6 protein-coding genes are annotated in these 12,781 nt (G+C 71.3%); 2 read left to right on the forward strand and 4 right to left on the reverse strand.

Annotation, left to right across the window (positions count from 1 at the left end; genetic code table 11):
- Positions 1-168: 168 nt before the first annotated feature.
- From KMS84_RS04510 to KMS84_RS04520, 3 genes are all read right to left on the reverse strand, one after another.
- Complete coding sequence (locus KMS84_RS04510) at positions 169-3,798, reverse strand: LamG domain-containing protein (RefSeq protein WP_256914707.1); 3,630 nt, start codon at positions 3,796-3,798, stop codon at positions 169-171.
- A gap of 116 nt (positions 3,799-3,914) precedes the next feature.
- Positions 3,915-5,525: a VCBS repeat-containing protein gene (locus tag KMS84_RS04515; protein ID WP_256914708.1), complete on the reverse strand. Its 1,611-nt coding sequence runs from the start codon at positions 5,523-5,525 to the stop codon at positions 3,915-3,917.
- Positions 5,526-5,681: 156 nt separating this feature from the next.
- Positions 5,682-7,181 carry an FG-GAP repeat protein gene (locus tag KMS84_RS04520; protein WP_256914709.1) on the reverse strand — a complete coding sequence of 500 codons (1,500 nt, stop codon included), beginning with the start codon at positions 7,179-7,181 and terminating at the stop codon, positions 5,682-5,684.
- A 688-nt stretch (positions 7,182-7,869) separates the two neighbouring features.
- On the opposite strand from KMS84_RS04520, the gene KMS84_RS04525 reads away from it, so the two are divergent.
- The gene (locus tag KMS84_RS04525) at positions 7,870-9,624 is read left to right on the forward strand and encodes a D-glucuronyl C5-epimerase family protein (RefSeq protein WP_256914710.1); all 1,755 of its coding nucleotides are present in this window, start codon (positions 7,870-7,872) and stop codon (positions 9,622-9,624) included.
- A gap of 151 nt (positions 9,625-9,775) precedes the next feature.
- Entirely contained in the window at positions 9,776-10,381 is a 606-nt protein-coding gene (locus tag KMS84_RS04530) for an acyltransferase (protein ID WP_256914711.1), read from the forward strand.
- 232 nt (positions 10,382-10,613) lie between these two features.
- Here KMS84_RS04530 and KMS84_RS04535 read toward each other — a convergent pair whose 3' ends face one another.
- A complete protein-coding gene (locus tag KMS84_RS04535; RefSeq protein WP_256914712.1) occupies positions 10,614-12,755 on the reverse strand; it encodes a glycosyltransferase in 2,142 nt (713 codons plus the stop codon).
- Positions 12,756-12,781 lie beyond the last annotated feature (26 nt).

Consider the following 12,781-nt stretch of genomic DNA (forward strand, 5'->3'; position numbering starts at 1 on the left):
AGCGTGAGCCCGAGCACTGTCGCGGCGAGCGCCGGTCTGGGCATGCGGCGGCTCAGTGAGCGGCCACGGAAGAACATCGAACGACTCCCTGGTCGAAGGAGAAAGTCATGGGGAGGTGGGCCGTGCCGGACCGGGACGGGTCCGGCACGAGCCAGGTGTGACGGTCGGTCACATATCCGGGGTCTCCGTGAGGACGGACATCAGTTGCACCGCGCTCTGGTCGGCCGCGCCGCTGTAGACGCGGACCTCGTCGATCGCGCCCGCGAAGTACTCGCTCGCGCCGCGCAGTGAACGGCCGACCTGCAGGCCCCCGGTCGCCGGCCACAGGGTGTCCTCGGGGCCGTAGGCCCCGGCGACGAGTTGCCCCTCCACATACAGACGGATGGAGTTGGCGAAAGCGTCGTAGACCACGGCCAGGTGCTGGCCGGAGCCGCCGATGTCGGGCAACTGTTGGTCGTTGGTGTAAGTGACGAGCTCAGGTGTGATCCCGTCCGTCTTGGCGACGGCCAGTTCCCACTGCCTGGTGGCGGCCTGGTAGCGGACCTGGACGCGGTTGGCATTGGCACCCGGCAGGGACAGCACTGTCTGCGACTTCTCGGCATCCAGGGAGGTGAGCTGGGCGCGGGCGGCCACGGTGAAGCTGGTGTTGCCGGTGACCGGGGCGGTGACGGTGGACGCGTAGTCGCCGTCACCGTCGAGGAGCAGGTTGCCGTCGCCCACCAGAGCGGCGTTGTCGAAAACGTCGGCAGGCTTGTAGATCTTGGTATCACCCGTCAGGGTCAGCCCTTGGCCGCCGCCGACCTCCGGGGAGACACCGCCGGTCGCGTCGTTCAGTTGCCAGTAGCCCTTGCGTTCGGGCCTGATGGTCATCAGTTCGGCGACTTCGGTCGGCGGCAGGACCCGGTCGAAGACACGGACCTCGGCGAGGTCGCCGGTGAAGTTGTCGCGGTAGCCGTTCTTCGCCGTGGAGCGGCCGATCTGCAACGGACCGTAGGACTTCCAGGTGGAGAGTCGCTGGCTCACGCCCTTGGAGTCCTTGTTGATGTAGAGCTGGAGCTGCGGACCGCCTGTCTTCTGCGCGTCGTAGACGCCCGTGAGCAGTACCCACTGGTCCTTGACCACGGAGACTCCGGTGGAGACGGCCTTCCATTCTCCGAGTGAGACGACGTCGTTGGCAGGGACGGAGAACTTCCAGGTCTGCACGGAGGCGTCGTAGCCCAGGGTGAAGCCGGGCTCGCCGGTTCCGTCTTGACTGATCACCGTCATGTTTTTGTTCAGGGCGGTGGGGCGGACCCAAGCGCTGACGCTGAAACTTTTGGCGGAGTCGAGCACCGTCTCACCGGTGTCGAGGTAGGCGTCGGCTGTGCCGTCGAAGCGCGCGGCCTTGTCGGCTTTGCCGCCGGGGCCGTCCACGCCGAAGGTGACGGCGCTGCCGGCTGTAGCCGAGAAGTCACCGCTTTCGTCATGTGCTTCGGTGCCGGCCTCGTCGGCGAGGTTCCACTGGCCGACGACCGGCCGGCCCTCGGCGACCAGGAAGTCGTAGTAGTTCTCGCTGGAGTGCGCCGCCTTGTCCACGGCGAGCACCTTGAGCACGTGGCGGCCGGCGCGGGTCGGTACCCATTGCGCGGTGACCGAGCCGCCTCCGGTGGTGGGGGTGAGAGTCGTCAGCGCGGCGCCGTCGAAGGAGTACTGGTATTTGACGACGTCGGTGTCCGGGATGGCGTCGTTCGGGTTGGGCGAGAAGCTGAACGTCCCGTAGGTGCCGACGCCGTCGTGGTAGACGGTGTCGGACGGATACTGCTTGGACAGCACGTTCGGCTTGCCCGGCCATGTCTTGTCGTAGATGAACTCGCAGCGTTGCGTTCCCTCGGAACTCCACGGGCCGAAGCCGTCGCCGTCGTAGGCGCGAGCGCTCCAGTAGATGACGGTGTTCTGCGGGACCGATGGTTTCACCGTGTGCGTGAACTTGGTGGCAGCCGTCGGGGAGAGCCAGTCCGGGGTGGTGTAGGTGTACGAACCGCCACTCCACTCGACCTTGAACTCGACCTTCACCTTGTCGGTCTGGCCGTTGCCGTGGTCGGGGTCGCTCGCGATGGCCTGGAGCTTCGGCGGGACGTCGGTGTAGGTACGATTCGCACCCCACTTGCAGAGACCGCCCGGGTCGGTGAACATGTCGGACGTCTTGATCTGCCGCGGCAGGTTGTTGTACGAGATGGACAGGTAGGCGTTGCCGCAGATCCGCTTCCACTCGGCGAAGCGGGACTCGTCGGACGCGCGCAGGCCCAGCGTCATCGAGCTCCAGCCGTCGGCCGCGGCCGTCTTGATCTCGCTGGTCAGCTCACCGGTCGCACCGCTTTCGAAGTGCAGGTTCGCCTGGCTGGAGCAGGACGTCGGGGAGATCGCCTTGTCGACGGTCTGGAGGTAGTCGTCCCAGTCGTCCGAGGTGTTGGACCAGTTGCTGGACGAGGTGAGCGAGTAGTTCTTGCCGCCGATCCGGTAGAGCTTGATGGGCTCGGCGGTCGGCGAGGCGCTGTAGATGTGCTCGACCCGGGCGGAGAACGTCGCGCCCAGGATCTGCTTCCCCTTGTAGAAGGAGAGCGGCATCGTGAACATCACGCGGCGGGTGCCGACGCCGTTGCAGGAGACCGGGTTGTAGTCGGTGGGACACTTGCCCACGCCCGCGCTGCCCGAGTACTTCCAGTCCTGCTCGCTCGGCATCCCGGACATGACGCCGGTCCAGGAGGTGCGCGAGGTGGTGCGCTGGATCGGGTCGATGACGACGGGGAAGACGGTGTCCGCGCCCTTGAGGAGTTTCTGGTCGGGCACGAGCCGCAGCTTGCCCTTGCCGACCTCGACGCCGAGCGGGGCGACGCGTCCGCCGCCGCCCGGTCCCTCCAGCGCGGCCTCCGGCGCCGCCTGCGGGCCGGGGACCGCGGTGGGCGTGGCGGACGCGCCGGCCGTGGCGGACGCGTTGGCGTCGGCGCCGGTGGCGGTGACGGCCGCAGCCGCGGCCGCGGACTTCAGCGCCTTCGCGACGGCCTTGGGGCCCTGCTTCTCGGCGGCGGCCTCCCGGACGGCGGCCGAGTCCCACATCGCGGGCTTGCCCGCCTGGAAGACGGTGCCGCCGACGACCGCGTCCTGCGCGACGATCGCCCCGGTGGCGTCCTCGGCGACCTTCAGGCCGTCCGTGGCCATGCCCAGGTCGAGCCGCGCCAGTCGCGAATCGGCCGCCGCCCGCGGCGTCTTGACCACGAGCAGGTGACCAAAGCCGTCGGCCTCGGCCCGCACCGTCAGGTCCACGCCGGGCAGGGCGTCCACGTAGGTGGCGGTCTCGCCGTCGACCTTCGGCGCGGGCAGCTTGCCGTACGGCCAGGTCAGGGCGAACTCGCGGCCCGCCCGCTGCATGGTCACGAACGGCTTGCCCGCCTGGCCCGCCGAGAAGCTGAGGTCGACGGTGGCGGCCTTCGGGCCCCAGCCGCCGTCGGCCCGCCTCACCAGCGTGGGGTCCACCTTGACCCACTTGCCGCCCTGCACGGTGCGCACCGGCTCGGTGTACTCGCGGGCGGTGAACGTGCCGTCGGGCTCGGCGAAGATCTCGCGTCGCTCGGTGCGCAGACCCACGACCTCCGTCTTCTTGCCGCTGTCCTTCGCTGCCGCCATGGCCTGCTGCTCGGTCGCCATGGGCTGTCCGGCGGCGACCGGCGCAGGTCCGGCCGGGGCGCCGCCCGGCAGGACCGCGAGGGTCCCGGCCGTCACCGCGCCGGCGACGGCGGCCGCGACGGCGGCACGCAGCAGCACGCCACGCCGTATCGGTCTCTGTGTGTCTGCGGACACGCGTCCACTCTCCCGTTGGGTCAATTCGGTTGCGTCGGGTTGTCTGCGGGATGCCGGTGCCGGTCCCCGGTCGCGCGCGGTCACCGGACCGCCGCCCCGAAGGCGCCCGCACCGGCGGGGATGCCGCCCTCACCGGGCTTCCACGTCTGGGTCGGTGCGCCGCCCGAGGCGACGTTCCACGGGAATCCGTGCACCGCGCGATCGCCGGCCGGCCCGTGGGGCACGCCCACGTACAGCAGCGCCGGGCTGGATCCGAGTCCGATGCCCGCGTACGTCCGGGCGGAGGGACCCGAGGGGATGCCCTGGCCCGGCGCGATCCAGGCGTCCGAGGCGCCGGGGGCGCCGATCATCGGAAGGATCTGGACGCCGCCGGCCTCGGGGGCGTCCTCACCGGCCTCCTCGCCGGGGACGCCCACCGCCAGGCGCATCGTCGCCGCCGTGCTCACCACGTTGGTGGCGGTGTTGGCGGCCGTGAGCCGCTGGCCGAAGAAGTCGCCGGCCTCGGCGTCGCCCTCGACGCCCTCGACGTTCTGGTCGATCCAGTTGAGCAGGGCGACCGTGCCGTCTGCCTTGACGTGGTAGACGTGCACCGCCCCGGCGTCGACCGTCGTGCCGAGGTCCTCTCCGGGAACGCCGACGGCGAGGAGCGAGTCCGTGACGGTGGCCGCTCCCGTCGGCCGGTAGGGAGCCATCGCGAGGGCGGCGCCGTAGCGGTCGTCGGTCTGCGCGGCGAGGTCCGGGTTCGGGCCGACGGTGCGGGCCTGTCCCATGCCGAAGAGCGGGTCGGGCACGCCGTTGGAGTTGATCGACGGCCGGAAGGCCACGACGCCGCCGGCGAACGCGGCCGTGCCCAGGCTCTCGCCGGGGGCGCCGACGACGAAGTGCCGGTCGGTCGCGGCGATCGAGGCGCCGAACCGGTCGTAGGGCTCGGCCTCCTCCCACACCCCGGTGGTGTCCTGGCCCACGGACGCGGCCTGGTAGTCGGTGCCGTAGACGTAACCGAACAGGCCGATGTCCGCACCGGCCGCGCCGTCCTCGCCCGGAACGCCGATGACCAGGAAGGGGAAGCCGGTGGGCGAGGTGCCGGCCGCGACCGCGTAGCCGAGCCAGTCCTCGGCCTCGGGTCCGCCGCCCAGCGGCTGGTTCTCGCCCTGGACGAACCCCCTGCTGTTGAACTCCGAGCCGACCGCGGTCGCCGACCCGTAGATCACCTGGACGTAGCCCGCGTCCTTGACGGTGCCGACGTCCTCGTACGGGATGCCGACGGCCAGGTCGCTGCAGCCGTCCTTGTTGGCGTCGTACACGGCGAGCGAGAAGCCGAACCGGTCGCCGTTCTCGGCGGCGTCGGCGACGTTGGCGGTGTCCTGCGAGATCTCGACGACCCCCTTGCCGCCGCCGAGCACGATGTGGACGAGTCCCGCCCGCTCGTGGCCCGAGACGGTCGCGTCGGGGTCGGCGATGGCCGTGTCCCGCACGCCGTCGCCGTTGAAGTCGGACGACGTGCCGGCCGTGCAGGCCGCCGCGGCCGCGGCGGGGGCGCCCCAGCCGGCCAGGCCCAGGAGCAGGAGCGCCGCCGCGATCGACCCGGCGGCGGCACGGCGCGCACCGGCGACGGCCCGCGTCGGGCGTCTTCGGCCGGGCGGATCGCGGCGAACCGCCTGGTCCGCCGTCCGTCGGGTGCTTGCGGGCATGGGTGTTCCTCCCCGGTGGGGCTGCGTGCTTCGAGGCTGTGTGCGCGGTCGTCGGCGTCGTGCCCGGGGCGCCCGGGCACGACGGCGAACGACGCGAGAGGAGAAGGTGGGGCAGGCGATACAGGTGAGGCAGGTGAGGCGGGAGAGGTGCTGCGGTCAGCGGACGACCGCGCCGAAGGCGACGCCGGTGGCCGGCACTCCGCCCACACCGGGCTTGATCGTCTGGGTCGGCGCCCCGCCGGAGGCCACGTTCCACGGGAAGCCGTAGACCGCGCGGCTCTCCGCCGGGCCGTAGGGCACGCCCACGTAGAGCAGCGACGGGGTGGCGGCCAGGGAGATGCCGGCCAGCATGCGCGGCGCGGGGGCGGGGCCGATGCCGTAGCCGGGGTCGATCCACTGGTCGGAGGCGCCGGGCGCGCCGACCAGCGGGACGATCTGCACCCCGCCCTTCTCCGCGTTCTCCTCGTCCGACTCCTCACCGGGCACGCCGATCGCGAGCCGGGTGGTGGTGGCGGTGGAGGTGGCGTTCGGCGAGGAGTTGACAGCCGCGAGCCGCTTGCCGAAGAAGTCGCCGGCCTCCGCCTCCTGGTCCACGTCGGCCGTGTTCTGGTCGATCCAGGCGGTCTGGGTGAAGGTGCCGTTGGCGGCCAGCTTGAAGACCTGGACGGCGCCCGCGTCGACGGTCGTCGTCAGGTCCTCGCCCGGTACGCCGACGGCGAGGAGCGACTCGGTGGTCGAGGTCGCGCCGGAGGCCCGGTAGGGGACCATGGCGAGCGCCGCGCCGAACTGGTCGCCGACCTCCTCGGCCCCGGAGATCACGTCCTGGTCCTGGCCGAGCCCGCCGAGGGGCTTCGGGGAGTTGGAGGTGAGCGCGTGGCTGAAGTAGGCCACCCCGCCCGCGAAGGCCACGGTGCCGAGCGCCTCGCCCGGCGCGCCGACCGCGAAGTGGGTCGGGGTGGCGGCGAGCGAGGAGCCGAAGCGGTCGTCCTGCTCGGCGGTGCCGGGCACGGCGCCCGCGACGTCGGTGTCCTGGCTGACGAAGACGACCGTCTGGGCGGTGCCGCCGACGTAGTAGAAGGCGCCGGCGTCCTCGACGGTGCCGACCGACTCGCCGGGGCTGCCGATCAGCAGGTAGGGCGCGCCGGCGGAGGTCTTGCCGGCCGCCACCGCGTAGCCCACCCAGTCGTCGGTCTCCGGAGCGCCGCCCAGGGCCTTGTCGGTCCCCTGGTAGAACTCCTTGACGGGCTTGGCGCCGGCGTTGAGTCCGCTGGTGGAGCCGTAGACGACGTGGACGAACCCGGCGTCGGCCACCGTGCCGATGTCCTCGTAGGGCGCGCCGACGACCAGGTCGCTGCACCCGTCGAGGTCGGCGTCGTACACCGCGAGCGACTCGCCGTACCGGTCGCCCGCCTCGGGCGCTCCGGGGACGCTGTCGAGGGCCTGCGAGAGGGTGAGGACTCCCTTGCCGCCGCCGTAGACGATCTGCACCTCGCCCGCCTCGGCCACGCCGTCGACGGTGGCCTCGGGGTCGGCGATCGCCGTGTCCCTGACCCCGTCGCCGTTGAAGTCCGACTCGACGCCCGAGGGACATGCGACGGCGGCCGCGGCGGGCGTCCCGCCGATTCCGAGCCCCCAGGTCAGCAGTGCCCCTGCCACGACGGTGACAGCGCCACGCCGCCACACTTTCCCCACCCTTGACACAGACGCCCCGTAAATAAAGAGGAATTAAAGAAGGTCAACGGATCATCTCTTCACGTGAAGTGCACATGCAACATCTGCATGCGGCTCGAAATGTGACATGGCCCACGGTGAAAACGCGTCACATTCCCAGCTGTCGGCATATGCCGGACGGCGCGAACGGGGTGGGTCCACGGACCGGGCGGAGCAGCCGTCGGCCGCCGCCGCGAGGTGACGGATGGCCGGATCACGAGACCCCGGCCCGGGTGGCGCCTCGCTCCGGGGCGAGCCGGCAGCATCGAGAGCTCGCCCTCAACCGCCCCCTGGGCGGGCAGAGTTGGGATGCGCGGGAGTGACGACACCTCCATCGGTGGCCACGGAGGCCGCTCACCTCACGGTGCACACATGTCCGACATGAATGCATCACACCATCACGGTTCCATCACGAAAAATTCTCGAGCCCTGAGAATTGACCATTCTTGCACTGTTACGCCGCTTTTGCCGCCGAGTGGCGTCGGCTGAACTTCTTCCTTTGGGACAAGGCCGCAAGGACGCTGCGCTGCGTGCGGGATTCCGTCGCGTCCGCCGAACTCCGGCGGGACCCGGTGAGACCCACCACGCCGCTCTCCCTTCGGCCCGTCAAGACCTGTGGGGGGTAGGCAAGTTCATGGCCGGTAAGCGACGTGTCGAGCTGGGGCGCAGGCGGTTCATCAGGGTGGCCGGCGGTTCTGTCGCCGGGGTGGCCGTGGTGGGCGGAGGGACCTTCACCGCGCTGGCCACGGGAATCCTCGACTCCCCCGCCACGGACACCATCGACGGAGTGCCGCGCTCGCTCGTGCTGAGCCTTCCCGACGCCCCCGGCAGCACCCAGCCGCCGGCGCCGGAGCTGCCGGACCAGCTGGCCGACGGTGTGATCAAAGCGCCGAGCCCGGGCACCCGGATCCCCTACACCGGCGGCACCCCGGATCCCGACGAGGGCTCCGTGCCGACGACGCTGCCGTTCGAGTTCAAGACCTCCGGGTACCGGCTCGACACCGAGCTGCCCGAGTACATGCGCCCCTGGCGCGACCGGCCCACCACCTGGTCGAACGTCACGCCCAACACCGAGAACGTCTATCTCGACGACGAGGGCGTCGTCCAGTACCGGCCCGACCGCAACACCCCGGGCTACGACCAGCCCGTCACGCAGATCCAGTTCGCCCTCGGCTGCGTGGCCAGCTACCGCACCACGACCGACCCCACCCGCAAGGCCCTGTTCCTGGAGCGCGCCAAGGCGCAGGCGAAGCGGCTCATCGACAAGCGCGTGGAGACGCGCGGCGCCTGGTACTTCCCGTACCCCTTCGACTGGTTCCACCCCGAGCACAGCGGCGTCACCTACAAGGCGCCCTGGTACTCCGGGATGGCGCAGGGCGAGTCGATCAGCCTCTTCATCCAGCTGTCGCAGCTGGACGGGGTCACCGAGGAGGAGCGCAAGCTCTACCGGGCGGCGGCGGACGGCGCGTTCGCCTCGCTGCTGCGCGCAGACAACGCCAAGCCGTGGGTGGTGAACCGGGACAAGGACGGTTACCTGTGGATCCAGGAGTACCCCGGCGCCACGCCCGGCACCGGTGACTACACGTTCAACGGGATGATCTTCGCCACCTTCGGCGTCTGGGACTACTACATCGCCACCGGCAACGAGCTGGCCCTCAAGCTCTACGACGGCGCCGTCACCACCATCCGCGACCACTTCCCGCGGCTGCGCCAGGCCAAGTGGCTCTCGTACTACTGCAACACCCACCGGGTGCCGACCAAGGGCTACCACCAGCACCACATCAACCTGTTCCGCCAGCTCCACTGGCAGACCGGCAGTCCCGCCTTCGCCGACCGGCAGGACACGCTGATCAACGACTACCCCTCGGCCCAGAACCTTCCGGCCGGCTCGGTGATCGCGTTCGCGGCGGGCACGCACGCGCTGTACCAGTTCAAGACGCAGGGCGCTCCCCTCTACGGCTGGTCCCCGACTATGAACGACGCCCAGAAGGCGACCAAGAAGGTCACCTTCTCCAAAGCCACCCAGGCTCCCGTGGACGTCCGACGCCGCATCTACGGGCGGGGGATCTACTACCGCATCAGCGCCGGCGCCTACGCGGGCTGGTGGGTCGGGGAGTACTACCCGAACGTGTTCCTGCGCGGGGTGCACCTGCCCACCACCTACCGCCCGAACCGCACCGCCACCTTCCCGGCCGGCGTCTCCATCACCTGCATCAAGTTCGGCAGCGACGGCAAGACCGGCACCACGAAGACGGTGAAGTTCGCCCAGAGCTCCAAGGCGCCCTTCGACCAGCGGGCCATCGTCAACGGCCGGCCCATGCTCCGCATCACCGCCGGCGGACTGACCGGCTACTGGGTGCCCAACGGACCGGTGCTGGCCGACAGCTGACCGGACCGGGCGCGTCGGACGGCGGCCGTGCCGTTCGACGCGCCCGACCGTGGGTCGCGGGCCGTCGCACCGGTGTACGGCCCGCGCGCGGGCGTCCTCCCCCCGGCCCCGTATGCTCGCCGGGCGAAGCCCCACACCGGAAGGCGAAGAAGTGAACTACAGGGTCCAGCCCAGCGCGCAGGTCGACGACAGTGCCGAGATCGGCGCCGGGAGCAGCGTCTGGGACCTCGCTCAGATCCGCGAGGGCGCGCGCCTCGGTGAGGGCTGTGTGATCGGCCGTGGCGCCTACGTCGGCTCGGGCGTCCACATGGGCGACAACTGCAAACTGCAGAACTACGCGCTGGTGTACGAGCCGGCCGAGCTCGGCAGCGGTGTGTTCATCGGTCCGGCCGTGGTGCTCACCAACGACCACAACCCGCGTTCCGTGGACCCGGACGGCAAGCAGAAGCGCGGCGGCGACTGGGAGGCCGTCGGCGTGAAGATCGCGGACGGCGCGTCCATCGGGGCCCGTGCCGTGTGCGTGGCGCCGATCACCATCGGCCGTTGGGCGATGATCGCCGCCGGCGCCGTCGTCACCAAGGACGTGCCGGACTTCGGCCTGGTCGTCGGGGTCCCCGCGCGGCAGGTGGGCTGGGTCGGGAAGGCCGGCGTCAAACTGGTCGAGCGCGCGGGCGAGACCGGCGTGTGGGAGTGCCCGAGCAGCGGCGAGCTGTACGACGAGAAGGACGGCGTCCTGGTGGAGCGCACCGCCGGCTAGTTCCGGGGACGGCGGCCCCGACCAGGTTCTGGCCCAGCGCACCCGACCGGTTTCGGGCCCGGCGGCCCCGACCGGTTTCCGGGACGGCCGGCTCCCGGCCCGAACGTTCGCCCGCCGGCTTCCGCCGGCTCCCCCTTGCCCCTTCCCGCTCCCCCGGTGCGGGGCGGAAAAAGGTTTCGGCCGCGTCCAGCAGGACGCGGCCGAAACCTTTTGTGTCAGACCCGCGGAAGCGTTACGCCTTCCCGCCCAGCAGCAGCCGGTCGAACTCCCGGCTCACCACCGACCAGTCCCACATCGTCAGCGCGTGCTCGGCGGCGGGCTCGGTCGCCGCGCGCCAGCTGTCCTCGGTGGCCGTGAGCTTGAGGATCCGCTCGGCGGCCTCCTCCGGCGTCGAGACGACCCACTCGCCCGGGAACAGGGTGCGGGGCCCGTTCTCCAGGGAGGCGAAGAACGGCCAGTCGCGGACGACCGGGAGCGCGCCGCTGACCGTGCCCTCGACCAGGCCGCAGTGGAAGCTCTCGCGGACCGAGCTGCTCAGGATGACGCCGACCTCGGTGAGCGCCGCCGGCACGTCGTCCGTCTGGCCCACCAGGTGCACGGCGCCGGCCGCCTCCAGCTCCTCCAGGTCCGCCTGGAGCAGGTCGTCGTAGGCGCGGACGGCCGCACCCGCCTTGCGGGGCAGTCCCTCGCCGATGACGACGAGGCGGTAGCGGTCGTCCTTCTCCCGCAGCAGCCGCAGCACCTGCACCGCCCAGCGCGGGTCCTTGGCCACGGCGCTGACGCCGACCAGGCCCAGGTTGAAGCGGGCCTCGGGGCCGGCCTTGGGCCGCTGGAAGAGCACCAGGTCCATGGCGTTGGGGACGACGTGCGTCGTGGCGGTGTCCGGTCCGGCCAGCTGCGGCAAAACCTTCTCCACCACCTCGCGCAGGTGCTCGCTGACCAGGATCAGGTCGTCCACCCGGGTGAAGTCCACCACGTGCGGCCAGAAGGCGAACGCCTCGTAGCTGTGCAGCCGGATGACCATGCGCGTGGTGCCGGGGTCCACGGCGGTGAAGATGCCGGCCGCGTTGGTGCACCAGTCGACGAAGACGGTGTCCGCCCAGTCCAGGTGGGGCCGCAGCGCCTCCTCGACCTTGTCGTGGAAGGCGGGCTGGCCGCCCAGCGCGTGCTCCATGATCCGCTTGATGCCGCGGACCAACGGCCGCAGTTTCTCGTCCTCGTTGACGTCGAGGTAGCGGATCTCGACGTCGGGGTGGTTCTCGTAGCGGTCGCGGATCGCCTTCAGGAAGGCCGCGTTGGCGTACGTGGTGACCAGCAGCCGCAGCGGACGGCCGGTCGGGGCCGCGGCGGCCGGGAGGGCGCGTCCGCGCGGCGCGGACAGGGCCTTGAAGGCGGCGTTCCTGCGGAACGGCGCCAGGTAGGCGTCCGGGTCCTCCGCCATCGGCGAGGACACCCCGTCGAAGTGCAGACCGCGGTTGAAGGCGAGGGCGAAGGCCGTCGAGAGCTGGTCGGCCGCGGCCGAGAAGTCCTTCTTCTTGAACCGCTGGTCGGCGATGGCCAGCGCGGCCTCGATCGCCTTGTTGCGCAGCTTGGGGTCGTCGTGGCCGCGGGCCAGGTCGGCGCGGGCGGCGTCCGCCAGCAGGGCCGCGCTGAGCTTGCGGTTGTTGATCCGCTCGGCGGCCTGGTTCAGCACCATCGTGGCGCCGGTCTTGCGGCCGCCCTTGGTCATGCTCAGGCTCACCCGGCGGGCCAGTTTGGCGCGCATCGCGTCGGGCACGCGCGGCGCGACGACCGCGGTCCGCCACGCCTTGGCGCCGATCGCGGTGCGCATCACGGCGGGCGACGAGGCCCGGCGCAGCACGGCGCCCGCGCTGTGCCGCACGCCGCGCTTGGTGGAGCGCAGGGTGACGGCCGGGGACGGGACGGTGCGGACGGCGTCGCGCAGCACGTAGTGCACCGGACGCTCGCCACGGGCCTGAAGGGCGCGCAGACCGGGCGCGACGCCGAACACCGCGTCGGCGCGCCGGTTGCGCTCGGCGAGCCGCCAGACGGTGTAGACGCCGTGCGCGTCGAGCGCGACCAGCACCTGCGACCGGCGGGCGTTGCGCAGGACCCAGCGGTTGCGTTCCGCGCTCGCCCAGGTCCGACGGGCGGGCGGCAGCTTGGCGACGCGCTTGGCGAAGGCGTCGCCCCGCTCGGCGGCCGACTCGGTCAGCGAGCAGACGTCGGCCGCGTCGAGGACGCCGTCCACCGCCTCACGATCGAAGTAGCCGGCCAGCCGCACCGTCGCTCCCGCGGCCCGGAACTGTTCGACGGCGGCTTTCAGCATCGAGAGCGTCGGCGCCGTGCCGGCGATCAGGAGTACGTGGGTCATGCGAGGAGGTCCTCCACCTGTTCTGC

The organism is Streptomyces hilarionis, assembly GCF_024539675.1.
GTDB lineage: Bacteria > Actinomycetota > Actinomycetes > Streptomycetales > Streptomycetaceae > Streptomyces > Streptomyces hilarionis.

Excerpts from the sequence above, each read along its gene's own strand:
- KMS84_RS04535 (WP_256914712.1), bottom strand. The coding sequence starts at position 12,755 with ATGACCCACGTACTCCTGATCGCCGGCACGGCGCCGACGCTCTCGATG.
- KMS84_RS04515 (WP_256914708.1), bottom strand. The coding sequence starts at position 5,525 with ATGCCCGCAAGCACCCGACGGACGGCGGACCAGGCGGTTCGCCGCGAT.
- KMS84_RS04525 (WP_256914710.1), top strand. The coding sequence starts at position 7,870 with ATGGCCGGTAAGCGACGTGTCGAGCTGGGGCGCAGGCGGTTCATCAGG.